This is a genomic window from Spirosoma utsteinense (genome assembly GCF_014282275.1).
GTDB classification, from domain to species: Bacteria; Bacteroidota; Bacteroidia; order Cytophagales; family Spirosomataceae; genus Spirosoma; species Spirosoma utsteinense.
In genome coordinates this window covers 158,575-182,823 of sequence record NZ_VFIA01000012.1, presented here as the reverse complement: position 1 = coordinate 182,823, position 24,249 = coordinate 158,575, and the positions used below count along the sequence as shown (strand labels likewise).

Here is a 24,249-nt window from a genome sequence, read left to right as displayed (position 1 = left end):
CTGCCTGTGAGGCACTCTGTTCAAGTCATGATTAATGGTAGCTGTTTTGCCCGCAAAGCCAGGACTTATTGAGAAGGTTGTATGACATTTAGTTGGTACATTTTTTGATAGTATCTATACACTTGCTAGACTCATGTTACATAATAACAACTGAGGCCATTATCTGGTTTTACTCTAGGCCGACTCCGATTCGTTCTATGGAATATGTATTTTGATTACATAGGCTAGGCGGATAAGCCACACGAACTGGTTTTGAAGCCGCTGCATCAGTACTTTCTAAAATGATCAATGTACGATTGTCGGCAGGTAGTAGCAGCCCGTTAGCAACGTGCAATAGAGATAGAGTCACCAGACACATCCATATGGAAAACCATATACTTTTGATTGACGACGATGAAGATGAACGCGTTCTGCTGGAGATGGCGTTCAAAGACTGTGTCAAGCTGACGCGCGTACACCAGGTCATGCAGTTCGATCAGGCTATCGCTTTCGCTGAAACGTTCTCATCAGTACCAGATCTGATCTTTTTAGACCTTCGTCTGCCCGAAATAAGTGGGTTAGACATTCTGACCTGGATCCGAAATCACAACCGTCTGAAAGATGTGCCGGTTGTAGTCTGGTCCCATGCTGCCAGTGATACAGATATCGAGCAGACTCAACTTCAGGGCGGTAATTATTACTTATCTAAAATTGCCGATCAACCTTCGTTGCGAAAATCGGTCAATTATATATGCGATAGTTGGTTACGGTAGTGCTTAGACGTCATAAAAAAAGCCTTCAGATTGATCTGAAGGCTTTTTTTATGACGTCCAGACTTAGAGATAGTCAACAAGGCGACGGCCAAAGATTCCACTTTGTAACTCCCGGCGCAACACAGCCATTCGACGGCGTGGATGGGTTGACACATACATGATCCGCATTTTCAGCATGAAGCTAATCACCATATACAGCCCAAACAGTCCTCCCAGAATAAAGAGTGATTGGGTGTTTGAAATGTTACTATGTAGCAGGAAAAACAAAACGGTATTGGACAAGGATATACCACAAAGAACCGCCGTGGCCTTTATATGCGAAAGGCCATTGTCGAGCAGTATGTGATGCATGTGGTTACGGTCGGCTGAGAAGGGTGACTTACCCGCCAGAATCCGTACGAGAAACACCCGAAGCGTGTCGAAAATGGGAATAATCAGGATAACGATGGCAATGATAGGGGCGTTGAAAAAGGCAGTAGGCTCGTAGCGGAAGGAGGCATTGAGATTGACAAATCGAACGGCGAAAAAGGCCAGCATAAAACCAATGATGAGCGACCCGGTATTGCCCATAAAAATCTTGCTGGTCTTGGAAAAGTTGAACCGCAGAAAACCAATAAGGGCCCCTGCCAGCGTAAAGGCCAGGCAAGCCATCGTAAAGTGATTGGTAAGTAGAAACCAGCCGCCGAAAGTAGCGCTTGCAATGGTAGCAATGCCGCCCGCTAACCCGTCGATACCATCGATGAGGTTAATTGCGTTGGTAAGCGCGATAAAGATGAAGCAGGTTAATAGAATACTGATGATTTCGGTGATGTGGTGAAACCCCAGAATACCGTATAAATAATCGACGCGCAGTTCACCGAAAAAAATCAGGATCATGGCGGCCAATACCTGAAACAGGATCTTCTTATTCGGGTCGATACCGACCAGATCATCTTTGATGCCGATAAAGAACAGGATCGTCATCCCGGCAACCGAGAGGTTCGTGCGGTAAATGTCGGTTTGATCAATACTGGGCCATAAGAAATAGGCAATCAGGATACCAGCGTAAATCGCGATTCCACCGAAGGTTGGTGTTGGCGTAGTATGAGACCGGCGTTCGCCCGGTTTCTCCATTAATGATTTTAACTCCGAAATTTTAATTATGACGGGAATGGCTACAACGGCTACGAAACAAGCTACCAGAAACGATAAAATGCATTGATATAGACCGAGTGTAAACAGATCGTCCTGAAATTTATGTTGAAGGTAAGCTATAAACAGGTCAACATTCATAAGGCTGGTCGTTTAGTAGTGGTATGCTGGGCAAATACGGTTGATGAAGAAAGCCAGCAACGACACGATTTCCATCACTTGAGGGCTATTTTAATAGACACTCTGGTGGGACGGGTGTAAAAATCACTGGTTTGTCCTGCTTTTCAATCAAAAATTGATCTAACGGCGAAAGGTATAGGACTAGGAATGAGCATTTTTTACGGGAGGCTTACTGATATATTGCCTGATTTTACGCAATGGCTTTAGCCAAAGGGTGAAGAAGTAAGGTTGGAGTCCGTTTAGTTCCCAGGCCAGTTTGTCCTCCCGGTTAGCCCGGAGCCGGTTCTTGAGACTACTGTTACTGATTCCGCCTGCCCGCATCACAATTGTTACCTCGTTCATGTACGATAGTTTAGCCTTATGTTTATGAATAAAGCGTAGAAGCAGTTCGTAATCAGCCGCACTTTTCATATCAAGTCTGAACAGACCACACGTTTCGTATAGGGTACGTTTGGCAAAGAACGACAAATGCCCGGGCATCCAGCCCCACTTAAAGGCGTTGTCGGAATACCAGCCCGAACGCCAGTAGCGCTTGAGCTTCTGGGTATCGTCGCGGTCAACGTAGAGCATATCGCCGTAAACAGCATCACTACCAGTTTGCTCGATTAAAGAAACCATGTTGGTAATGACCCGGTCATGGCGATAGAAATCATCAGCGTTTAGAAGCCCAATGACCTCGCCGGTAGCCATACTTATACCTTTGTTCATTGCATCGTACAGTCCTTTGTCAGGTTCAGATACAAATCGGGCAATTTTAGTGCCATACGCTTGTACAATCGCTACGGTGCCGTCGGTCGATTTGCCATCGATGATAATGTACTCAATGTCCGGGTAAGTCTGACTGAGTACCGATTCGATGCAGTCGCGAATATGTTCGGCCCCGTTGTAGACGACTGTTATAATGGATACTTTCACGTAAAGAAACTGGGTGATATGGAGTGTATAGGACCAACTGCGCTTTTGTGAGCAACCGCCGGGGCCTATGAACTGATTTTACGCTGCCGGACCTGAACGGCCGGATTCCCTTGATAAATCCCGTACGCACTCAGTGGCTTGGTAGCTATTGAGCCTACTGCCAGCACCGCATGCGAATGACAGTGTACACCTGGGCACACGATGGCCTTCGCACCGATCCATACGCCATTGTCGAGCGTAATAGGTTTAGGGATAAGATCGAAGGTAGGGCTACTGTAGTCGTGGTTACCCGTGAGCAGCATAGCCCCCTGCGATACGCACACATTATCGCCCATAACGATTTCGCTGAAGTTATCGATCCATACCTGCTCGCCAATCCACACGTGGTTCCCCACCCGAAGCAGCCACGGATACTTGATATTGACGGCTGGTTTTATCATACAGTTCGATCCGATCTTTGCACCGAACAGCCGTAGCACCGCAATTTTCAGGGAAACGGGAATGGGTAGATACGTGTTCAGAAACAACGAGTTGGCCAGAAACCACAGGAGTATTTTCCAACGGGGCCCGGGGTTGTACCAGCTGTTGTTGAAGCGGGAAAAATCCGTTTGGCCGTTTAGCTGCATTGGCTGTTCCATAAGTGCCGGTTCAGGACTGACCGATCTGCCGGGGTGGCGCGGGTTTGAGGTCTTTTCCATATTCCGTTCTGAAATAGTTGATGATAGCCTGTTTGTCGCGGCCAGCATGAAAGTATACTTCGAATACTTTGGCATCTACCAGAAAGCGGTACCAGCCCGCCTGTAAAAAATGCCAGATGAGGCCACGTCGACCATCTAAGAAACCCATTCGGAAAAAGTATCGATACAAAAAGTACAAAAAAGGCCGGGTAAACAGGGGTAAGGAGGCATATTGTATTTTAAGGTAACGCGTTCGTTGTTCCTGCGAGCCAAACAGTTTGGGTTCCACCCGCTGTGTTTCATCAAAATTATACTTTATGTTCAGTAAATCAATGACTTCCCGAATGGCGTAGTTATTATGCTTTTGTGTCCACCAGGTTAAATTGTTCAGGTTATGGTCGACCAGATCGTTCTGGAACTGTATCGTTTTGGCGGCTGTACTGCTGGTAGATGGGGTGAGCTTAATGTGCTCATCCATCCAGGTTTCTTCACAGATCCCCTGTCCCCGTCGCCAGAGCCGCATAAGCCATATGGGGTAGTAATCGCCATGTTTGATCCAGCGGTCGAAAAACAGGACACGACGTTTAACATATATGCCTGTTACGTCGGCCGGGAGTGTGGCTATCCGTTTGCTGATTTCAGCTGCCAGTTCAGGCAGGACATACTCATCGGCATCCATGCGCATCAACCATGTTGACTGGAATGGCGTATGGGTAATACCAAAGTTAAACTGAGTCGCATAGTTAACCCATGGGTTCTGAACGACAACAGCTCCCATCGAGCGGGCAATGTCGACGGTTCGATCGGTCGAAAAGGAGTCAACAATGAAAATGTCGCGGGTAAACAACTGAAGGCTCTGCAAACACCGGGCAATGTGTTTCTCTTCGTTGTGGGTTAGAATGATGACGGATACGTCAGTCATGGGGTAAAACTCAAGTAGCTATTAACAACACCTGTTTCAATGCGATGTGCCGAAAAAGGCATTATTTTTACAAAACTATTTTCATAGCCGATATTCTACGCAATATTATAACTTTTTTTAGACGGTAAAAAACTAATGGTAAGACTTTACGGATCACTTGTATTGTTTTTATGCTATTTTACGGTAGTAGGGCAGGTAGTATTTAATCAACTGCCGCGTGACCTGCAACTCTATCCACGGAATGAAACGAATCAGGCAAATGTACCTGTCAGTGGAACCGTTACGGCGGCTGGGTGGACTAAAGTAGGGGTGCAGTTACTGAGGGAAGGGGTGGTGAGTCAGGCCTTTAGCCAGACGATCGCCCCAGCCGTTGCCAAAACGGTATTTCAGTTTCAGGGTCTTATCAAGGCTGAGCCTGCTGAATACACGGTGCGGGTCTTTTTGTACAAAAACAATGATTCGACACTGGTAGCTGTCCGAAACCGGATTGTTTGTGGCGATGTCTATATTATTCATGGACAATCGAATGCCAAGGCGCTGTCAGGCTTAGATCAGTTCTACTCGTTTAACTTCGATGACAAGTACCTTCGCAATTGTACATTCCCGTTCAACTCCCCCGACATTCCCGCCGACATGCGGTGGTATCCGGCTAAAGATCCGTATGCCAGCGTTGGCGGGTTTGGTCTTACGCTCCAACGACTCATCCTGCAGACCTATGGTATTCCAACGGTGATGCTCAATGGAGCCGTTGGCGGAACTGGCATTATTGAGTTGTCGACGCGGGACGCTGCCAACCCGGCTAACCTGGGCACCTATTATGGTCAGTTACTTTTCCGGGCTCGCTGGGCGGGGGTTGATAAACACGTGAAAGCAATTATCTGGAAACAGGGCGAGGACGAAGCGGGTAATGGTCCGGAGGGCTATGCTGAAAAGTTCAGTACGCTTTATTCACAACTCCGCCAGGACTACGGTAACGCCCGTATCTACGTTGGCCAGGTAAATATTCTGGCCGACCAGCAGGATGGAGCTGCTGCGCTCCGGGACTTCCAGCGACGTACCAAATACCTGTATAACAACGTAGAATCGATTGCCACCGTTGGTACACCGGGTTACGATGGTATTCACTACAGCCCCGAGGCCAACCAGCAATTAGCGCGTGAACAGTTCAGACAAATTGCGCGTGATGTATACGGTTCGAAGGATACTGTGCAAATCAATTCACCGGACATAAAAAAGGTTTTCTACAGTCCCCGTAAAGACTCGATTACGCTGGTGTTTGATAACGAAATGCAAATGGTATTCAGAGATACGGCTTTTTATAATTTCGCGACGGAGCAAAAAGTGGGTAGCCGTTTCCTGCGCCACTACTTTTACCTCGACAAGCAGGCGGGTCTGGTTTCCGGTGTTTCAACCAGCGGTAACCGGGTGACGCTGTCGCTTCAACAACCAGCTTCGGCCAGGGCGATCCGATACCTGCCCGCTTATTTCTCCGATCAACTGTCGACATTCTATGACGGGCCAACCCTGAAAAACGCACGGGGAGTACGGGCATTTACGTTCGACAACGTTCCTATTGCCGATGCCATTGCGCCCATAATGACGCTGGCCGCCCGCCCCCTTACAGAAACGAAAATACAGCTGAACTGGACGCCGTCGGCTACGGCACAGGTACAGTATATCGAGCGGGCCGACGATACGCCTACTACTTTCAGGCGAATTGGTACCCTGTCGGGCGGTAGGGCTACGTATACCGACACTTTATTGACCAATCCATTGGGTACCTACTTTTACCGCTTGAGGGCTTATAGTGATGTGTCGGAGTCTGCTTACAGCAATGTTGTCAGTGCTCGTCCTCTGGTGCTGGCCGTCGAACCAACCGAGCCGGTGGTACGCCTGTACCCCAATCCGCTCTCGGCCGATCGGGTCCTGTATATCCAGTCAGATCGGGTTATGTTCTCGATTATTACGGTGCGTGATCTACTGGGACGGACCATAAAACGCTGGACGGGCTCACCCCGTACGACCATGACCCTTACCCTGGACGACGTAGCTGCGGGCCTGTACATAGCCGATCTGGAAACGGCGACTGGACAGCTTCTACGCCGGAAGGTTGTCGTTCGATAGGTTGCCGCGTGGGCTTTGCGCCGGATTCTGTAGTTTTGTAGTTGCAACCAACGCTCTCCTACCACTTATGCGCCTTGTGATTCTGACGCAGGATGATCCATTCTACCTCGCCCGCAATATTAATTATCTGCTCAAAAAACTGCCACCCTACGCTGAAGTTGTCGCAACGGTGGTATTCGACGTGTCGCCATTTGGCAAACGGGAAAGTTTTGGGGAGAAAATGAAGAAGACTTACAATATTTTCGGTCTGCCATTCTTTGTTCGTTACGGCTTCAAGTTCGTAGGCTCGAAGTTAGACAGCCGGAATAACGTTCGTAAAACACTGGCCGATCGTAATATTCCCCTGATTCATATCGAGGGGGGGATCAATAAGGATGAGAACCTGGAGAAAATAAGGGCCTATGAACCCGATCTGCTGGTGTCGATTGCGGGCAATCAAATATTCAAACGCAAACTGCTGGATGTGGCTACCCATGGGTGTATCAATCTGCACACCGCCCTGCTGCCCAAATACCGGGGGTTGATGCCATCGTTCTGGGTACTCAAAAACGGCGAGACGCATACCGGCGTTTCCGTATTCTTTGTGGATGAAGGCATCGATAGCGGTCCCATTCTGGTGCAGCATAAACTTGCCATTGGAAGCATGACACAGGCTCAGCTGATCGATGTTACCAAGAAGATGGGTATGGATGCGATCCTGGAGGCTATTGAAAAAATACATGCCGGTAACCCCACCCTGATCGAGAACGATGCCTCGCAGATGACGTATTTTACATTTCCCACCCGCGCCGATGTGCAGGCTTTCCTGGCCGCTGGCAAGCGATTCTATTAGTCGGTTGGTGTGCTGGTCAGGGGGCGCGTTGTCGCTCATACCGGCCGGTTGCTTAACTCACTACCTGGCTAACTCACGGACTTTCAATGAATATTTTGACGTTTGATATTGAAGAGTGGTTTCATATTCTGGATAATGCATCGACGAGAACGGAGGCCGACTGGGGACAGTACGAAACCCGGATTCATCAGAATATGGATCTTATCTTCCAGCTTTTAGATGAAACAAACAGCCGGGCTACCTTTTTCTGCCTGGGCTGGGTAGCTGACAAGCACCCGGATATAATCCGACGAATTGACGCGGCTGGTTACGAGGTCGCAACCCATTCGTATGCCCACCAACTTGCCTACGAGCAAACCCCCACCGAATTCCAGGCCGATCTGGAGCGTTCTATCAAGCACCTGCAGGATTTAACCGGGAAAAAGATCAGGGCCTATCGCGCTCCCGGTTTTTCCATTAAAGAGTATAATCGGTGGGTATTTCCGATCCTGGTAGAGCAGGGTATCGAGGTTGACTGCTCGGTATTCTCGGCTCGTCGGGCACACGGAGGAGATGCATCACTGGGTATGTTCGAGCCCGGTTATCTGGATGTAGGTGGTACGTTACTCAAAGAATTTCCCATCAACACGGCGGCTGTACTGGGTCAGGATCTGATCTTTTCGGGTGGTGGCTATTTTCGGGTCTTGCCTTATACGGCCATACAGGGACTGATGCGCCGGTCCGATTACGTAATGACGTATTTCCATCCCCGTGATTTCGACGCCCAGCAGCCTATGATTCCGGGTTTGAGCCGGGCGCGGCAGTTCAAATCGTATTATGGGCTCAGAGGATGCTGGCCCAAGCTCAAACGATTGCTCACCGAGTTTCCATTTGTCGACCTGGCCGAAGCTGACCGGCAGGTGGACTGGACCAGGGTGATGAAAAAGAAAGTCCTGTAAATAAACAGAGCATTCCGGGTGGCGAAGGCGGACCCGTCACACCTTCATTACCCCGAATGCATGGCGTCCTAAATGCCAACCGGCACCTGCTGGTCGAGTAACTGCCGATATACGGCTTCCCATTTATAGATGCTTTTCTCGATATCGAACTCTTCTACGAGCGTAGCGGCATTGGATCGATAGGTTTCGTACGTTTTTTCATCCAGGTCCGCCATTTGGTTCAGCGTCTCCGCGAGTGGGCCTACCTCGTTCGAGGACCAGAACCCGGCCTGCCGATCACTCAGGATTTGCCAGGGTGTACCGAAAGACGCAATAGCAGGGGTCCCCTGCGAAAGTGCTTCAATCACTACAATGCCGAAATTTTCGGTATGAGAGGGCATAATCAGGCAGTAGGCGTCTGCCATGAGCTGGTATTTATCGCTACCTCGTTTATGCCCCAGAAAGTCGATCTGGTCGATCACGCCGAGCCGGGTTGCCAGGGCTATCAACTGATCACCGTATTCGTTGTGATGATCGCCGATGATTTTCAGCCGTTTTTTGGTCCGGACCAGGGGCAGAGCCTCAATAAGGCGTTCAACGGCTTTTTTAGGGTGAATGCGGCCAACAAATAACCAGTAATTACCGGCAATATGATCCAGCTTAGGGGGGAGTTCCATAAAGCAGGGTAGCTGAACGACCCGTACATCAGGACCAAAATGATCGCGCAAATAGCCGGTTTCGGCATCGCAGGTTGAATTGAATACAACCCATTTACGCATCAAACGAATCAGCCGGAGTACAACCTGCTTACGTCCTTTGCTATAAATCATGGCATCGGGGTCAAGCTCACCATGAGGTGTCCAGACAATTTTTTTCCCTAACAGGATGGCTAGCGGAGCCAGCAACCATGAAATGGGAAAGTACATAACAGACAAATGAACGATGTCGCAGCGCCATAATGGCTTTAAGGAAGCCAGCAGCAGCTTCACAGGCGCGTAGTGGATGGCCGTCTTGACGTAGATGACCCGTCCGTAATCGGTATCGAGCCATGTATCTGTAGGCAGCGTATTGCCAATTCCATCATCGGTCGTAGCGACACAAATCTCATGCCCACGCTTGAAAAGGGCTTTGGCTTGCCAGTACATGGTGTTGTCGGGGCCACCAATTTGCGCCGGGTAGAATGAACCGATCGGAAAGAAGATTTTCATAGGTCAAGCCACTGAATTTATGCACTAAAATGGGCCGCTTTCGACGACCTTAACACCACCCGCCGAAACCCATCTAACATCTCCCGGGCAACGGCATCGGGCGCATAGGAAATGACAGACGCTTCGGCTAACCGGCTCATCCGGTCAATATCAACGCTGCCGTTCATAAAACCAGTCAATTGTTCTACCAGTTGATTCGGTTCATCAGGATCGAAAACGAAACCGTTCCGGCGGTCGTGAACCAGGTCGGGGACGCAGCCGCAGCGGTTCGAAACAATAACGGGTAAGCCACAGGCCATGGCTTCGTTAACTACTAGTCCCCACGGCTCCGACCGGCTTGGCAACGCCAGCACGTTGCTTAACGCCAGTACCTGCGGTACCTGAAACCAGGGTCGGCCCGGCAGAATATGGACTGCATCGGCAAGCCCGAGGGATTGGATTTGCGCCGTCAGCCGATCCTGTTCAGCGCCATCGCCCAGCATGATCAACCCCCAGCTGGCAGCAGCCAGGGAGCGCTTCCGGGCTTCGGCAAAGGCGGTTACCAGCATAGGCAGATTCTTGACGCCAATTAGCCGACCGACGAACACAATATTGTTCGGGCGAAGTCCCAATGCCTGCTGTTGGCTGGACCGGGTGGGCAACGCCTTCTCAAAAACCGCTCGAAGTGACTCATTATCCACGGCGTTCTTCCGCATCAGGACTTTTTCGGGCGGGACCCCCAGCTTGATCAGGTAATCGGCCGACTGGTTTCCGAAGCAAAAAAAACCATCGCAGCGGCTAAGCAACCACCGCTTGAGTTGATCTTTCCAGCCGCCCCGCTGCTGGTCGGCCATGGTGCTTTCAGACTGCATAACAACCCGAACCCCGTTGGCGTTGGCCCAGAGCAGCAATAGCTGCTGGGCAGGGTCGTAGTATCCCGTCAGGTTGATAACGTCGGGTTTAAACGCGCGCACTGCCCGAAGCAGCGCACGGGTACGGTCGGCCAGACTAACGTCTTCCAGGAACCGGTCGAACAACAGCTCGTAATTATACGTGTAGGTGGGGGCCGTCCCGTCGGCTACCGCCGTTTCGAGACCCGCCCGTGACCGCTCGTTACGGGCTATTTGCAGAACTTTAAGGGTGATGCCCGGATGCTGATCGACGGCCTGTTGTAGCGCCTGAAACACACTGGCTTTATAATGAGCCCAGAGAATGTTATGAATAATCAGAATGCGCATAGGTCGGGACTACCTGCTCGGAGCCGGCGTCAGGCGGGGTTAGGAGTAACGACGAGCAGTTCGCTGGAAGCGTCTGCCGGACGGTTGACAAGATAAGCGGGAAACAGATGATCGACACCCATAAACCGAATCATCAGCCCTAGTGGAAACCAGAACGATATATCATACGGGCGTCCGTTGGTGAATAACTGAACCAGGACCAGCATATAGAAATAAGCCAGAAAAACACTCATTGGATTCGGATTACGACGCATGGCGCTTAGCACGTGATACATGATCACGGCGTTCAAGCCACCAAACAGACCGATACCCAGAATACCCTGGTTGGTAAGTGATTCCAGAATAGGCACGTCCAGATACAGGTATTTATAGCCATAGCCCAGAATAAGCATGTGCGCGTGGCCCTCGATGACATTGTTAAAAAACAAAGCGCTTACCGACCGGTTGGCCGACGAATCGTCCAGGGTAGCCTGATAGGTGGTCCCGGCAGCGTTGAGACCCAGGATTGCGTAGACATTCTCCATGTTTCGCTCGACAAAGTTGACGAAATAGCCGTAGAGAATAGAGTAAGCGTCGTTAAACCGGCGCATCAGGAAGAGAAGTCCAATGAACCCAACCGCCATAATGATAAGCGGGATAGGGGTCATCAGACGACGAACCGTCTGCCGGACCTGAGTGGGTCGAACGTTGTAATAGACGAAAAAAATGACCGCCACGATCAGGGCTACGATAGCCGATCGGGTTTGGGTAAGAACGAGTATTGCTATGTTGATCACACCGGCAAAGAAAGCCAGCAGTCGGAATATGACGCTGGTTTCGGAACTCAGGAGCCAGATAGCGCAGGCTACGACACCCATGAACGCATTCCGCGAAAAGGCGTGGGGGTTACCGGAGGCTTCATCGCTGCCACCAATGGTGATCGATGCACGCATACCAACGGCCCAGCTGGGGTTGGTCAGGAGCGAATAGATGAGCCCCAGGTTCGATACGAGCGTAAAAATGACAATGACCGGCACAAACACGCGGAGAATGTCATTCGGGATGTTGATGAGCAGAAACAGGAATACAAAAATATAGATGTAATAGACCGTGTCCTTGCCAAACTCATTGAAGCCACCCTCACCCACATAGACGCACATGTACAAAACGCAGAATAACAGGAACCCGACACCAAGCCAGAGCATCGTCATGTGGGGTCGATACAATCGGCGTAGTATGGTAAACGGAACCATTAAGATCAAGCCGAAAGCAAAGACAGCCGCGGTAAAGACGGTGCTGCCCGGTGCCAGTCGGAGCGTTTCTCTAAAAAAGAAAATGAGTGGATAACCGTCCACCAGAATACATATCCCGATAACAATCCGGATGTAATCGAGGTCTTGCAGCAGACGAAGTATGTTTTTCATCAATCAATGTTATTTACAAATACAGGCTGTCATCATGTCGACATGCGCTGAGAGGGTCTATCATGAAAACGGCAATCGGCCGTTCTTCAGTGCGTAGTCTGACTGGCTACCGTTGCTAAGGTCCGCCAGGTGACTACCTCAGCACAAAGTTCGGTAAATATCCAGGGTTTGCTGGGCGGTTTTATCACATGAAAAATTTTTCAATCGTTCTGTTCCCTTTCGGATCAGGTCTTCCCGGAGCGCTTCATCGGTTATGACGCGTTCTACCGCATCGGCAATGGCTGTGTCGTCTTCAGGATCGAAATATACGGCTGCATCGGCCCCCACTTCGGGCAGCGAACTCCGATTGCTCAGAATTACGGGACAATTTCCGCTGAAAGCTTCCAGTACCGGAATACCAAATCCCTCGTTTAGTGACGGAAACACAAAGGCCCGGGCATGACGGTAGAGCGACATCAGGCCAGCGTCGGTAACCGGCCGGTAGTGAACGCGCTTATCTAAACGGGCATTATGGAACATGGCCTGCTCGTCGCTGTTGAAGGTACCACCCCCGGCACAGATCACGTGCAGGTCGGGATGTCGATGTAGAACAGGCTGGATGGCCCGGAAAAATCCGTTGAAGTTTTTGTAAAATCCCCGTTTGCCCACATACAGCACATAGGGGAAAGGTTCTGATGCCTGTAGCGACGTGCCGTTCACTTGTTCGGTGCCGAATGCCGTACCCAGATGTACAACGCTCACTTTGGCGGGATCAACCGGGAAATAATGCAGAATCTCCTGCTTCGAAAACTCCGATACTGAAATGATCACATCGGCCCGCTCGATGAGCTTTTTCTTGATTTCGTACAGTCCTTCCCCCAACTCGGGGTAGATATCGCCAAACCGTTCACTGGCTGCGTCATGAAACGTAAGTACGAACGGTTTGGAACCCAGGGCGTTCAAAAAGTAACGATGGTAGTAAGTAGGGTGAAAAACATCGAATGCGCCCGCACGAATCCGGCGCAGACTATGAATCCGGTTCAGCACCGACGCGACGCGGTTTACATTCCGGACCTGCGACAGACTGCGGTATCGTATATGACGACTGAACGAAGCCTGATCGAGATACTCATTGTTGGAAAGCCGGAGGGATAACTCGAACTCAATATCCTGCCGGTTGGCGAAGGAGCGCATCAGGTCAAAAAAATACCGGGAAACACCCCCATAGGTCATGCCGGTAAATGATTGATGATCGTAGAGAACTTTCATAGAGGGAAATCTACAAACAGTTCTGCGTTTGTATTTTTCTGGGAAAATGTGCCCGCAAAATTACGGTTTTATTTGATGAAACCACGTTGGTTATCCGGCATTTGTCCCTGTTGCTCTATCGGATTACGGGAAGCGGCACCTGATCGATAAAGCGTGTAACGACCCGCATCGATTGGACGGTTACCCGGCGCCAGCCCCTCAATACGGCTGGTTCCCGTTGCTGACCGTAGGCCGGATACTGACTGGATAAAACAGGATTGGCCCGGGCCGAAACCGCCTGTTGGTAGCTGGCCAACAGGGCCTGTACATCAGGACGATTGGCCAGTTTCAGTCGATTCTGGTTCGGAAAAAAACCTTCATCGGCATTGAATAGCCCTTTGGCATTGAAAAATAATAAGGGCTGGTCAGCGGCTGTGGGTCCGGTGATTTGCCAGCCTGAATGGTCAGCTTTCAGGCTTCGTTCGGGCAGGTTCCAGAGGGCTGCGTGCCAGCCGGGATTTTTAACGACCTGAACAAGCGTAAAAAATACGGGCATGTACATCAGCCAGAGCTGGTCGGTACATAAACCGGCGCAAAAGTTAATGTAGGCCCGTTCCTGAGCCCGATCCTGCCACCACGCCAGTAACCGGTCTGTCTCGTCCGATCGCCGAAATGCCAGAAAGTCGGCACTGTAAAGGCCAACGTTCTGAAAAAACTTTTCGTCGGGCCAGGCCGTGTCGTTGGGTCGTTGGGTAATGTGGGGGGTCAGCAGCGCATTGTTTTCGCCGAGTTGATCCCAGATCGTGGTGAGCAAATGCAGAAACAAGATATTTGGATCGGCATAGATCAGACGGGTTTCATCTGGATAAAGGCTGAAAACTTCCCTGATGAACAGCGGTTTGCAGGCAGCCGCAAACTCCGTTGGGGTATACGTTGCCGAAAGAGCTGCCAGCGTTTCGGCGGGAAGCAGGCTACTAAGGGGGATGAGCGAATAGGGCGAACTGAAATCGGCCGGTAAGTGAGCCGGATCATCGGCTAAACCAATCAAAAACGACGCTGGTTTCCCGTCGATGTCGGTAGCGTAGGGTAGAACGCTATCACCCAGGGCAAAGGCCTGGGGTAGCTGGCGGATGGTACAGATGGTTACTAGCACAGGGGAGCAAAACTAATTCATTCGAGTAAATCGCCCAAAGCGGCCAGGTAAGGAGCGTACCAGTTGGCCGACACATCGGCATATCGTTTGTAGTTGCCTTTCTGCAAACTGTTTAGTACGGGCAGCAACCGTCGTAAACGGTAGTGCGGCAGGTGACTACGCATGGTAAAATGTTCCAGCCTGCGGTATAGCTGGGGTAAGCCGGGGGCGTTGTCTGGTAGACGACCTGCCAGGAGCTGGCTGATTACGGCAAGCTGAATCTGTTTATCACGAAGGGGAGCCAGCTTTTTGGCCCGGTGACGGGCCACGCGATCCCACAGACGAATAAGCTCTTTGGGCTCCTCCTGCCGAACGCCTACCTGCTGCTGAACATGAGTCCGATAGAGTTGAAGAGGTTGATCGATAAAATGAATGGCTTCACAGGCGGCTGCTACCAGCCCCAGCCAGCCATCATAGATATAGCCCGGAACCGTATCGGGGATGGGAAGCAGGGTGGACAGAAACGACCGGCGGACGACCGTTGCGCATCCCATTACCCGGTTCCCATCGAGCATAATATCCATTGATTCTCCGGCTCTCCACCGGGCCTGCGTTTGTTGATCGAACCGAATCCATTCCCAGAACCGGCTCTGACGGCCCTCCAATTCGTCATCGGTCACCCAGGCGTCGCAAAAGGTAAGCTGAGCGGCTGGATGATCGGTCATGTACTGGCACATGGTGCTGATTTTCTCAGGAAACCAGAAGTCATCCTGGTCGCAGATGAAAATCAGGTCGCTCGTGCAGTGTTGCAGTACCTGCTCGAAGTTTTTGTTGTAGCCGAGCCGCTGTTTGTTCTCCAGAATACGAACGGGAAAGGGAGCCGTGGCCGCAAATTGCCGCAGCAAATCAACAGTACCGTCCGTAGACAGGTCATCGCAGATAACTACTTCCTCAGGTCTTTGGTGCTGGTCGAGTAAACTCTGCCACTGGGTTTGCAAGTGGTCTTTGCCATTATACGTGCAAAGCGCAATGGAGCAGGATGGTCGGGCTGGTACAGCCATACAATCTATCAAATTTTGTAGCCGTAGCGAGCGAAAATCACCCGCCAATAGGCCGTTTCGTGAATGTCCCAGGCGTGGCATCCAAACGGCAGCTGGCCGTTATTATAGTGCTCAATGGCCCACTTCGGAAAAAATTCGACCGAAAAGTGTAGTGCTTTCCGGTAGGATGGAATCCGTAGCCGCGGCCAGTAACGGTTCACTTCAATACCCCAGAACACATCTTCATTATACTGATGATGATGTAGTCGTTCGTACTCATCTATTTTCTGGCCAAATTGCTGTAAACAGCGTAACATGGCCGGGATGCGCCGGAGGGATAACCCGCCATTGCCAACTTCGTTCAGGCTAACGATTTCGCGGGGGGTTACGCCATCGTCTTTTTTCAGATCCAGCCACGTAGCTATGCGTTGTTTGATCTGAAACGATAGCTTGTCTTGCCAACTCGTAAAATCCCGGTCCCGAAGCCAGGGGGCACCAATGTAATCATAACCCTGCCGACACCAGTCGTCAAGTTTATCGTCAAATACAAAGGCATCCAACTGATGAATAAGTATGTACTCGACATCGGTAAACGCTCCGTAAAACTGCTCAGAGAGCATAAGCCGGTTGTAACCCTGAATGTCAGAAAAATACGAATTGTCGAACGTTTTGCTTTGTAAAGTTGGCGAGAATTCGCGGTAATATGAAATATCCAGCGAATGAGGGGCGACTAAATAAACAGTATGTTTACCTAATATCCGCAGACATTGCGTTAAGGAAATAATTTCGTGTTCAGTAGGTTTCGGTTTGTAAACGGGAATGACAACCGCGACACGTACCGGGGAGGTATGCTTCATACGAGCTTCGGCTGTCCCAGTTGCTGCTGCACCGCCAGTTGCACGTCGGCGTAGGGCAGTTCGGCACAGGGATGGCCATGATAGTTCACAATGGTAACGCCTTCACCCCGCTTATACCGCCCTGAGTAGGTCAGATAATCAACGAAATCGAAGAGCTGGCCCTGTAAGATGATTCCGGTAGTGCCTCCCGCATTGGCCATATGGGCAGGTCCGCTTTCAATCCCGACAAATAAACGCGCCTGGTGGATGACTTCGGCCGTTTCCAGTAAGCTCAACTGACCGCACAGACTCCGGAAGCGCGGATGCTCCAGGGATACGATAGGGTTTACGCCGACTTCAATGATCGGGTGAGGGTAAGTCTCCAGGAGCCACCTAACCAGGTGGTTCCAGTTTTCGGCGGGCCAGTCGCGCATGACGTGACTGGATTGACAATGAATGACAATGGGCGATGCCTGAAGCTTCAGCGCCGATACCTGCCGACGAACACTTTCGGGAATGTAAAGGCGGGGGTTGTCGGTGAGAGCGGGGAGCCCGGCAGCCTGAGAGAAAGTATAGAGCAGATCACCCTTATCGAGGTAATTATCGAAGGTGAGCCCCATTTTGTCGGATGTTGGGTTAACGGGATCTTCCGGGCAGTAACGGCATTTCCGGTGAGAGATATGCATGTTATACACTTGATCGTAGATGCCGGACCGAAGTAACCACACGCGCTCACCGGGGCATTTTTCAACCAGATAGCCATCAAGATCCGGGTGGTATTTGACCAACTCGATATAAGGCTCCCGCACAATCCAGATAATATGGCCATTGGGATGGCGCCGACGTACTTCGCGGGCTACCGGTTCGCAGGCAATGATGTCGCCCATCTGCTCAGACAGGATGATAGCAACCAGCGGTCGTTCACCTAATGTTGATTTTAGTCGACGCAGGTGAATATATTTCAGTGCAAACGACCAGAACTTACCCACTATGTGGGTATATTTTTTAAATCGGTGCGTCCACAGTGATTTAAATCGCGAACTCGACATCATAGTAACTTAAGATTCTAACAGGGCAATAACTCGGTTGAACGGCAGCTTCATTGCCCGACGGACTCGTTGATAACGGTATATTACGGGAGGTTTAATATAAATGCATGGATATTGCCGGTATTGTTCATTGTAATTAGCCAGCAGCCGTTGCCGATATAAGTCAAACAACGGTTTCGTATCGGGACGTTCCAGGAAGGAATACCGTGTCTGATACTTAGAGATTTCATCAGGCCGGTAGGGGTTGTACCCGCTGTAGTGAAAAAACTGCAAGAAATCGGCTTGTGTTTTCAGGTCAGCCGGATCATTGGATTTGTTAACACACCATTGCCCGGCTTCGTCGGCCGAAAGGTAGCGCTCATGTAAATTCCAGTAAGCCACGTTGTAGCCCGGATGATGTTCAATCAGGACGTTGTCATGGTATATGGGAGCAAAGTTAACCCAATGCTGGTCCACGAAAAGGCCGGCACATAGATCGATCCGACACTCGTAGACTAAACGCTCTTTCCACCAGTTCACAAACTGGCGCGCGGTATCGTCCCGGCGCAGGCCGATAAACCCAAGGTTATAAATGCCGGTATTAAGGTGGTGTTGCTCATTGGGGCGTTCCCAGTCCGGCGTGGGCGAACAGGTATGGGGCGTCAACACCAGGCTGTAGGTTGTCAGGTCCTGCGTTAACTTGGTAAGAGGCTGGTAGACGATAATATCCGGGTCGAAATAAATAACCTGCGTAATGTCCGGATAGGTTTCGTAGAGGTAGTCGATATAAAACGGTTTTACGGCCGTGTTCAGCTCCGTAATATCATAACGGTCGCACATGGCCGCGAAATCCGGAATACCAATCTGATCGACCTCCAGCATGGGGTAAGGCGGCATAAGATCGGCAGGCAACCTGGCCTGGCTGAGCTTATCGACCAAACCAATGACATACTGAAAATTTGGGTTGGTCTTCCGCAGCGAGTCGCCGAGCGTTCGGGCCTGCGCCAGGTAGTTGACCGAGCATATGGTGAAAGCAAGCGTCATGCGTAGTATTTCTTAAGTAGATGCGTCACATAGTGCACTGGCTGCCAGTTAGAATCAGCTAGCTGTAGTTGGTCACTGATACCAGTCACAGAGAGCGTAAACGGAACTCCTTTGTCTACGAGCTGGTACTGCGCCTGTCGACCGGTATGGGCTTCAATTGCCTGAACCAGTACCAGCGGACTAACGGAGTAGGGGTTAGCAACCAGAATGGTCTGGTTCCAGGTCGTGGGGGTATCGATGCAATAGGTCACCACCCGGTAGACGTCATCCAGATCGATGAGATTACGGCTGGCCTGCTTCCAGATCGTGAACGATTCGTTCTGGCGAATACGATCTACAAAAAAATTCAATATGGTGTGCGGATTTCCCGGACCACCTACCACGTTGGAAGCCCGAATCAGCAGGTAATTCGTTGCCTGTCCGGCAATGAGTTGCTCCAGAGCCAGCTTGTGGGTTACGTATGCCGACCCCTGTTCTGTAGGATCTTCTACGCTGGCTGTACTAAAATAAACAAAAAGACGGCCAGCCGTTTGCTGTAACGTCTCTTCAACCAGTTTCCGTTCGCGGGCAAAAGGTTCAGGCTTTATTTCTTTGGAGTTAGATACGCCCGATGCAAAAATTACGACGTCGTCCCGATCAACAAAATCAACGAAGCGCCTGGCAATCATTCCGTTACCGACTACCATACTGTACTGCGGTTGGCTGGGCGACTACCAAATCGAGTTTCGCCAGCAGTTGAGGAACCAGCGCTGCCACATCATGACGCAGGGCTCGTTCGTAAAATATAACGCCCAGCCGATTCCGCTCAGCTTTGTCGTCAGCCAGTTGGCCGATCACCCGGGCCATGGCCGACAGGTCCAGGTACGGCACCAGACAACCTGTATCCGTCCCTACATAATCCGGACTACCCCCTGATTGGGCAAAACATAGTACCGGATTGTGGTTCAGGCCCGCTTCCAGGATGACGAGTGGGTAGGGGTCTTCGCGGGAGGTAAGCGTAAAGAGGTCGAAGCAGGCCACGTAGTCCAGGTAGTTGCCGCCCGGTGGTAACAGGTGAACGCGGTTGGCTATACCCATTCTGACCAGGTCGTAGCGCAACCGCCGGGCTTCCTCGCCCGACTCGTTGACGCCTACCCAGACAAAGTACGTATCAGGATGGGTATTGAGTACCTGTCGGGCTACGAGCAGGAATAGATCGACACCTTTACGCCATTCCGCATTACCACAGCCGCCAACGATAACCGCGTTGACGGGAATAGTTAGTTGCTGCCGTACTGCCCGGCGGTCAACAGCCGCGAGTTTGTTGAGCAGGGTCTGGGTATGGATGAGGGAGTTCAGTACCGATGTGTTACCGGTTGTCAGCCCATGATGCCTGATGAGGTTCTGCCGAACAGCCTCCGACCCGCAGAACACATGACTAACACGAGTCAGCTCATAGGCCAGATCATCGGGGCGGGCGTAGATCCGGATGGAGGTTTCGAGTTCATGGACATAAAGCGCAAAAGGCAGCCCCAGGGGCTCCAGTAACCGAAGTAGCCCCCCATTGGCAATGGTGTTGGCAAGTATAGCATCGTAGCGTGCCTCCCGAATGCGTTGCAGCAGTTCGGCAGAAATCGTTCGCTGCCCGTTCGCTGGCTGACCAACGCCCAGCTTAGACAGTACCCGCCCACGCAATCCACCAGCCTGAACGGCTGGAGGTGAAAAAAGGGGATACACCGTTGTGACCCGTTCATAGTCGGGTAGCAAGGGACCGCCATCACCCAGTACCAAACCGGTTTTGACCCCGGTTTCGTGCAGATAGGTAAGCAGATGCAATAATAAATATTGGGCACCGGCGCGGTTAGCGTCGTGGCCTATGAACAGGAGCGTTTTCAACTAGACAGATGTACGGTTATACGGTTGTCCGGTTCCCGGGTTGTCATTAGCTGTCTGTCGACTCGCTATGGTAGATCAACCCTATCCGGCAACGTTATACGGGCTTAGTATGCTTCGTGGCTGGGCGTGGGGAGCTTCTTGGCCGGGTTGCCAATATATACGCCCCACTCGTCGGTATTTTTATAGATGGCCGCTGCCATGCCAACGAGTGTTCCGGTTGCTATATGCAGAAAATCGCGAATGGTGCTGTTTACCCCGAAAAAGCAATAGGGCTCGATCACGCAATGCCCCGACATAACCACATGGGAGGTAAAGAAGACGTGATCTTTGATCTGCCCATGGTGACCAATGTGGTTTCCGCTCCATAGCACAACGTTGTTGCCTATGGTCGTGAACGGTTGAATGGTGTTGTCTTCAAGAATGAAACAGTTCTCACCGATTTCATTGCCAAACACGGTTGCTTTCGAACTGATGTAAGAAATGAACTCGTAGCCTTTGGCCTTGGCTTCGAGATAAATCCGTTCGCGATTTTTGTTCATACCGCGACCGGTCATTGGCGCAAAAAACTTGTACTCCTGCGGACTGAATAAGGATTCGACCTCCTCGAATGCAACCAGCGGCAGCCCCCGAAACTCGGTGCCGTTCATGTATTCGCGGCTAACGGTAAAGGCAGCTACTTCGTGCTCAGAATCATGTGTGAGGTAAAAATGGGCCAGTTCAGCCGTGTCCATTACCCCGAAAATAACAACCTTTGCCATGCTTTATTTTGAGTGAAATTCTGCGTTTACACCAATTCGTACTCCCCCAGCATTGCGCGAACCGTTGGCACATCGCAAAACATCAAAGCATCAAGCACTGATAACCAGGGTACAAATTCGCCTGGTGCACCGGCGCGGATAATTTGTGGGTACTCTACCCGTTTGGCCTTGATGAAATTCAACTCCATAGCGGCCTGCTCAAACGTAGGCTTATCGTATAGGTCAATGCCACCGATGGGGTTAATGTAACGGGTAGCACCTTCCTGTTTACAGATATCCAGAATCCGTTCCTGCGCTTTCAATTGAACATTATCATAAACCGACGACGATGCGACCAGCCGGGTTGTCAGACCGAGATACTGGTTCAATTCCACCAAACTGTTGTATACCAAACCAGCAATAGAATCGGTCGCAAAATTGATGATTTTTTCCGTTAGCGGCATCACCGTTCCGTAATAGGGTGCTTTGCGATACCCCTGCTCAATCGTCTTCAGCAGTTTACTACGCCACTTTGGATCATCGGCCAGCATCACCTCATTAATACGCTTGTTCTGGCTGGCGTCTTTCAATGGCACCGTAAACAGGTGCTCCTGCCCATTGATCAGCAACCGATTCCGGTTAATCCAGCCCCGGTTAATGAAGGCTACATCGTCGTACAGCACAAACGTGTCGACCGCATTCATCAACTGCATGTAGCCGATGTAAGGCAGAAAATAGGGCTGCATGATGGCAAGCGTCATAAGGTAGAGACGCAATCCCTTGCGTCTAGTTATCAACGCAATCCCTTGCGTCTAGTTATGTTTATGCAGCACCCTTCTATGTGATAGACACAGAAAAGGGCCGCCCTGTCTACTTTAATTTACGTAAATAATAGTCTTCGGCTGGTACGATCATCATGTTGCGCATGGTCGTATCAGTGCCCAAACGAATATCACCGGGTTGTGGCTTAATCACGCTTTTGTCGAAAAACAGGTAGTCTGCTTCCGCTGGTATGGGCTTCAGCCCCTGCTCGAACGGATTGATGGCAATAAGCCGCCGGGACAACTTCGGACCATAGAGCGGATACTCGTAGTCATCATTGATGGTACCCAGGGCAACGGTTGCCCTGTCAGGCACCATGTCATTGAACCGCTTGTAGGGGATGTAGATATCAGGCCGGCCAACGGCCATCTGCCGAATCCGGTCTGATGAGAAAGCAGACGGGTAAGCTTTGCCGTCCGGAGCCGTCCACCCAAACGGTAGCGCCCGGATGTTGAGATACACGCATAGCACGGCCGATACGCACCCCAGTACGGTTATCAGGCCAACATATGCTTTCCAGACAGCACGGCCCGGTACATCTACTGCTGTGCGGGGATGCAAAAAAAGCAAGGCCAGAAAGAGAACGCCGAAAAGACCCGTTTCAATAAAGTATCGACCTTTAAAGGGGTCGTATGGCGCTGAGTAGGAGAGGGCCGCAAAATGCAGGATCAACGCAAGACCTACGAAAAAATGGGGTGTCGACCGAACGATGCCTAGTAACACCAGCAACAGCAGGGGTATAATGAGTGCGAAACCGAATACACCCCAGTAGGGATTGGCATTATAAAACACGAACCGGCGGTCGAAGGCGAATGGCTGAATCGAAAAGTCGGTTTCTTCATCCAGTCGCATGTGGAGTTTGTCTTCCAGCAGCACCAGCGGTTTGCGCATGGTGTGGTTGACAGCGGCCCCGGCTTCCAGGTTGCGGATACCGTCCAGGTTGACATGCTCGTAGCCGTAGCGAATCACGTTGCGGCTACCCTGTTCAAGCAGATTTCGCAACGACCCAGCCCGCTCCACCGACTGGTGTTTGAGGGCCGTTGGCGGGCCGATGGGGTGACCGAATACTTCTACGTTTTTCAGGTATCCCGTTGGCAACGTCCAGAGACACACCCCTACGATGATGGCCCCGGCGAGTCGCCACGTCCGGCCAATTGTTACAGACCAGGATGGCGATAGAAACACCGTGTAAATCATCACGACGAATACCGAAGGCAGCAACAAGGCAAACGTGATTTTATGGCCAAAAGCAATGCCGAAAGCCATACCCGCCAGCCACAGGTACCGGACGTCGCCGGTTTGCTTATAAGTGAACAGCATATAGAGCAGCACACTCAGATAAGCCGTCAAAACAATGTCGGTTTCGGTGGTTATGGCCTGCATCAGGAAGTCCGGCAGCAGCGCATAAGCCAACGCGCAGAAGAAACTGGCGGTTAGGGAGGCTTTCCCGCGACTCAACTGGCCAATACGCTGTACAAGGCCAAATACCGCGACGATGGCTGTCCAGTAACTTAGGTGATGGATGAACTTGAACCCGTTTTCAAAGCGGCCCGTCATCAGAAACGAATAAATCTGAAGGGTACAAACGCTTTTTGGATAGGTATCCATGTTCCAGTTCGTACCGCCGAAGTGCCGCATGGTGCCACGCTGTACATACTGCATGACCCGGTTGAGGTGACCCGTCATGCTGTCCCATTCGTTAGGGACCGTAAACAGTACCAGCAGCAGGTTCGTAACGGCAATGAGTGATAGGGTAGCGAACAGCGTTATGAACAGGAATTTGGTATAGCCTGATAACGCACCGAACCAGTGCCCGAACGTATGACGACGTTCGCTAAAAAGCGATGATACCGAGAAGCGAACAGGTGCCGATGGCCCTGGTTCTGGCGCTACCGTACTGCCCGTCCAGGACGTGGCCGTCAACCGGTTTAATACCGTACCAAGAACGGTTGCTGTGATAAATACGCCCCCTGCCCAAACCACTGAACTAGCGGTCAGGCGTAGCGCCGACAGAAGAAACCCTGTGAGAATTACACTACCGGCTCCCAACAGGAATGTTGTCAGCCACCAGTCTGTTAGCGACCGGCGAGCAATGCCCGCCGAAAGCCGACCGAGGTAATAAAGAAAAAGAACGAGTGAAAGGAGATAAAGTATAGTCATGGGGAAATGTCGATTCCTGAACGGAAACAACCGACTGTCAAGTCAGGCTCTACAGGCCAACGTCAACAGT

22 protein-coding genes are annotated in these 24,249 nt (G+C 51.0%); 4 read left to right on the top strand and 18 right to left on the bottom strand.

Features of this window, described 5'->3' with window-relative positions; genetic code table 11:
• Positions 1-362 precede the first annotated feature (362 nt).
• Entirely contained in the window at positions 363-752 is a 390-nt protein-coding gene (locus tag FH603_RS12030; RefSeq protein ID WP_186737759.1) for a response regulator, read from the top strand.
• A 63-nt stretch (positions 753-815) separates the two neighbouring features.
• On the opposite strand, the gene FH603_RS12025 is transcribed toward FH603_RS12030, so the two are convergent.
• From FH603_RS12025 to FH603_RS12010, 4 genes are all read right to left on the bottom strand, one after another.
• On the bottom strand, positions 816-2,024 hold the full coding sequence (locus FH603_RS12025) for a glycosyltransferase family 4 protein (protein WP_186737758.1): 1,209 nt from the start codon (positions 2,022-2,024) through the stop codon (positions 816-818).
• Positions 2,025-2,204: 180 nt separating this feature from the next.
• Positions 2,205-2,978 (bottom strand): glycosyltransferase family 2 protein, encoded by a 774-nt coding sequence (locus tag FH603_RS12020; RefSeq protein WP_186737757.1) that lies wholly within the window; start codon positions 2,976-2,978, stop codon positions 2,205-2,207.
• A 65-nt stretch (positions 2,979-3,043) separates the two neighbouring features.
• A complete protein-coding gene (locus tag FH603_RS12015; RefSeq protein WP_394366377.1) occupies positions 3,044-3,676 on the bottom strand; it encodes a WcaF family extracellular polysaccharide biosynthesis acetyltransferase in 633 nt (210 codons plus the stop codon).
• Entirely contained in the window at positions 3,627-4,577 is a 951-nt protein-coding gene (locus tag FH603_RS12010; protein WP_186737756.1) for a glycosyltransferase family 2 protein, read from the bottom strand. The genes FH603_RS12015 and FH603_RS12010 overlap by 50 nt, the downstream gene beginning before the upstream one ends.
• Before the next feature lie 135 nt (positions 4,578-4,712).
• On the opposite strand from FH603_RS12010, the gene FH603_RS12005 reads away from it, so the two are divergent.
• The 3 genes from FH603_RS12005 to FH603_RS11995 all read left to right on the top strand — a co-directional run bounded on the left by FH603_RS12005 (position 4,713) and on the right by FH603_RS11995 (position 8,471).
• Positions 4,713-6,701, top strand: coding sequence for a sialate O-acetylesterase (locus FH603_RS12005; protein ID WP_186737755.1), 1,989 nt, complete (start codon positions 4,713-4,715; stop codon positions 6,699-6,701).
• A gap of 67 nt (positions 6,702-6,768) precedes the next feature.
• Entirely contained in the window at positions 6,769-7,533 is a 765-nt protein-coding gene (locus FH603_RS12000; protein ID WP_186737754.1) for a methionyl-tRNA formyltransferase, read from the top strand.
• Between the two features lie 86 nt (positions 7,534-7,619).
• Positions 7,620-8,471: a polysaccharide deacetylase family protein gene (locus FH603_RS11995; protein ID WP_186737753.1), complete on the top strand. Its 852-nt coding sequence runs from the start codon at positions 7,620-7,622 to the stop codon at positions 8,469-8,471.
• 68 nt (positions 8,472-8,539) lie between these two features.
• Here FH603_RS11995 and FH603_RS11990 read toward each other — a convergent pair whose 3' ends face one another.
• From FH603_RS11990 to FH603_RS11925, 14 genes are all read right to left on the bottom strand, one after another.
• Positions 8,540-9,658 (bottom strand): glycosyltransferase family 4 protein, encoded by a 1,119-nt coding sequence (locus FH603_RS11990; protein WP_186737752.1) that lies wholly within the window; start codon positions 9,656-9,658, stop codon positions 8,540-8,542.
• A 17-nt stretch (positions 9,659-9,675) separates the two neighbouring features.
• Entirely contained in the window at positions 9,676-10,875 is a 1,200-nt protein-coding gene (locus tag FH603_RS11985) for a glycosyltransferase family 4 protein (RefSeq protein WP_186737751.1), read from the bottom strand.
• A 29-nt stretch (positions 10,876-10,904) separates the two neighbouring features.
• Positions 10,905-12,278 (bottom strand): hypothetical protein, encoded by a 1,374-nt coding sequence (locus FH603_RS11980; protein WP_186737750.1) that lies wholly within the window; start codon positions 12,276-12,278, stop codon positions 10,905-10,907.
• A gap of 138 nt (positions 12,279-12,416) precedes the next feature.
• Entirely contained in the window at positions 12,417-13,526 is a 1,110-nt protein-coding gene (locus tag FH603_RS11975; RefSeq protein ID WP_186737749.1) for a glycosyltransferase family 4 protein, read from the bottom strand.
• Between the two features lie 115 nt (positions 13,527-13,641).
• The gene (locus tag FH603_RS11970; RefSeq protein ID WP_186737748.1) at positions 13,642-14,658 is read right to left on the bottom strand and encodes a hypothetical protein; all 1,017 of its coding nucleotides are present in this window, start codon (positions 14,656-14,658) and stop codon (positions 13,642-13,644) included.
• A 17-nt stretch (positions 14,659-14,675) separates the two neighbouring features.
• Positions 14,676-15,698, bottom strand: a complete 1,023-nt coding sequence (locus FH603_RS11965) for a glycosyltransferase (RefSeq protein WP_186737747.1) — start codon at positions 15,696-15,698, stop codon at positions 14,676-14,678.
• 8 nt (positions 15,699-15,706) lie between these two features.
• On the bottom strand, positions 15,707-16,534 hold the full coding sequence (locus tag FH603_RS11960; protein ID WP_186737746.1) for a DUF5672 family protein: 828 nt from the start codon (positions 16,532-16,534) through the stop codon (positions 15,707-15,709).
• Positions 16,531-17,565: a glycosyltransferase family 9 protein gene (locus tag FH603_RS11955; RefSeq protein WP_186737745.1), complete on the bottom strand. Its 1,035-nt coding sequence runs from the start codon at positions 17,563-17,565 to the stop codon at positions 16,531-16,533. The genes FH603_RS11960 and FH603_RS11955 overlap by 4 nt, the downstream gene beginning before the upstream one ends.
• A 6-nt stretch (positions 17,566-17,571) precedes the next feature.
• Entirely contained in the window at positions 17,572-18,585 is a 1,014-nt protein-coding gene (locus FH603_RS11950) for a glycosyltransferase family protein (protein ID WP_186737744.1), read from the bottom strand.
• Positions 18,582-19,271 carry an NAD-dependent epimerase/dehydratase family protein gene (locus FH603_RS11945; protein WP_186737743.1) on the bottom strand — a complete coding sequence of 230 codons (690 nt, stop codon included), beginning with the start codon at positions 19,269-19,271 and terminating at the stop codon, positions 18,582-18,584. The genes FH603_RS11950 and FH603_RS11945 overlap by 4 nt, the downstream gene beginning before the upstream one ends.
• Positions 19,258-20,460 (bottom strand): glycosyltransferase family 4 protein, encoded by a 1,203-nt coding sequence (locus tag FH603_RS11940; protein ID WP_186737742.1) that lies wholly within the window; start codon positions 20,458-20,460, stop codon positions 19,258-19,260. Before FH603_RS11940 ends, FH603_RS11945 begins: the two co-directional genes overlap by 14 nt.
• A gap of 104 nt (positions 20,461-20,564) precedes the next feature.
• Entirely contained in the window at positions 20,565-21,218 is a 654-nt protein-coding gene (locus FH603_RS11935) for an acetyltransferase (protein WP_186737741.1), read from the bottom strand.
• Positions 21,219-21,244: 26 nt separating this feature from the next.
• Positions 21,245-21,958 (bottom strand): WbqC family protein, encoded by a 714-nt coding sequence (locus FH603_RS11930; protein ID WP_186737740.1) that lies wholly within the window; start codon positions 21,956-21,958, stop codon positions 21,245-21,247.
• A 109-nt stretch (positions 21,959-22,067) separates the two neighbouring features.
• Complete coding sequence (locus tag FH603_RS11925) at positions 22,068-24,179, bottom strand: ArnT family glycosyltransferase (RefSeq protein WP_186737739.1); 2,112 nt, start codon at positions 24,177-24,179, stop codon at positions 22,068-22,070.
• Positions 24,180-24,249 lie beyond the last annotated feature (70 nt).

Bases quoted from the DNA above. Each gene is read 5' to 3' on its own strand.
- FH603_RS11935 (WP_186737741.1), bottom strand. From the start codon at position 21,218: ATGGCAAAGGTTGTTATTTTCGGGGTAATGGACACGGCTGAACTGGCC.
- FH603_RS11960 (WP_186737746.1), bottom strand. From the start codon at position 16,534: ATGAAGCATACCTCCCCGGTACGTGTCGCGGTTGTCATTCCCGTTTAC.
- FH603_RS11955 (WP_186737745.1), bottom strand. From the start codon at position 17,565: ATGATGTCGAGTTCGCGATTTAAATCACTGTGGACGCACCGATTTAAA.
- FH603_RS11925 (WP_186737739.1), bottom strand. From the start codon at position 24,179: ATGACTATACTTTATCTCCTTTCACTCGTTCTTTTTCTTTATTACCTC.
- FH603_RS11965 (WP_186737747.1), bottom strand. From the start codon at position 15,698: ATGGCTGTACCAGCCCGACCATCCTGCTCCATTGCGCTTTGCACGTAT.
- FH603_RS12000 (WP_186737754.1), top strand. From the start codon at position 6,769: ATGCGCCTTGTGATTCTGACGCAGGATGATCCATTCTACCTCGCCCGC.
- FH603_RS12030 (WP_186737759.1), top strand. From the start codon at position 363: ATGGAAAACCATATACTTTTGATTGACGACGATGAAGATGAACGCGTT.
- FH603_RS11990 (WP_186737752.1), bottom strand. From the start codon at position 9,658: ATGAAAATCTTCTTTCCGATCGGTTCATTCTACCCGGCGCAAATTGGT.
- FH603_RS12025 (WP_186737758.1), bottom strand. From the start codon at position 2,024: ATGAATGTTGACCTGTTTATAGCTTACCTTCAACATAAATTTCAGGAC.
- FH603_RS12010 (WP_186737756.1), bottom strand. From the start codon at position 4,577: ATGACTGACGTATCCGTCATCATTCTAACCCACAACGAAGAGAAACAC.
- FH603_RS11980 (WP_186737750.1), bottom strand. From the start codon at position 12,278: ATGAAAAACATACTTCGTCTGCTGCAAGACCTCGATTACATCCGGATT.
- FH603_RS11930 (WP_186737740.1), bottom strand. From the start codon at position 21,958: ATGACGCTTGCCATCATGCAGCCCTATTTTCTGCCTTACATCGGCTAC.
- FH603_RS11950 (WP_186737744.1), bottom strand. From the start codon at position 18,585: ATGACGCTTGCTTTCACCATATGCTCGGTCAACTACCTGGCGCAGGCC.
- FH603_RS12015 (WP_394366377.1), bottom strand. From the start codon at position 3,676: ATGGAAAAGACCTCAAACCCGCGCCACCCCGGCAGATCGGTCAGTCCT.
- FH603_RS11975 (WP_186737749.1), bottom strand. From the start codon at position 13,526: ATGAAAGTTCTCTACGATCATCAATCATTTACCGGCATGACCTATGGG.
- FH603_RS11985 (WP_186737751.1), bottom strand. From the start codon at position 10,875: ATGCGCATTCTGATTATTCATAACATTCTCTGGGCTCATTATAAAGCC.
- FH603_RS12005 (WP_186737755.1), top strand. From the start codon at position 4,713: ATGGTAAGACTTTACGGATCACTTGTATTGTTTTTATGCTATTTTACG.
- FH603_RS11995 (WP_186737753.1), top strand. From the start codon at position 7,620: ATGAATATTTTGACGTTTGATATTGAAGAGTGGTTTCATATTCTGGAT.
- FH603_RS11945 (WP_186737743.1), bottom strand. From the start codon at position 19,271: ATGGTAGTCGGTAACGGAATGATTGCCAGGCGCTTCGTTGATTTTGTT.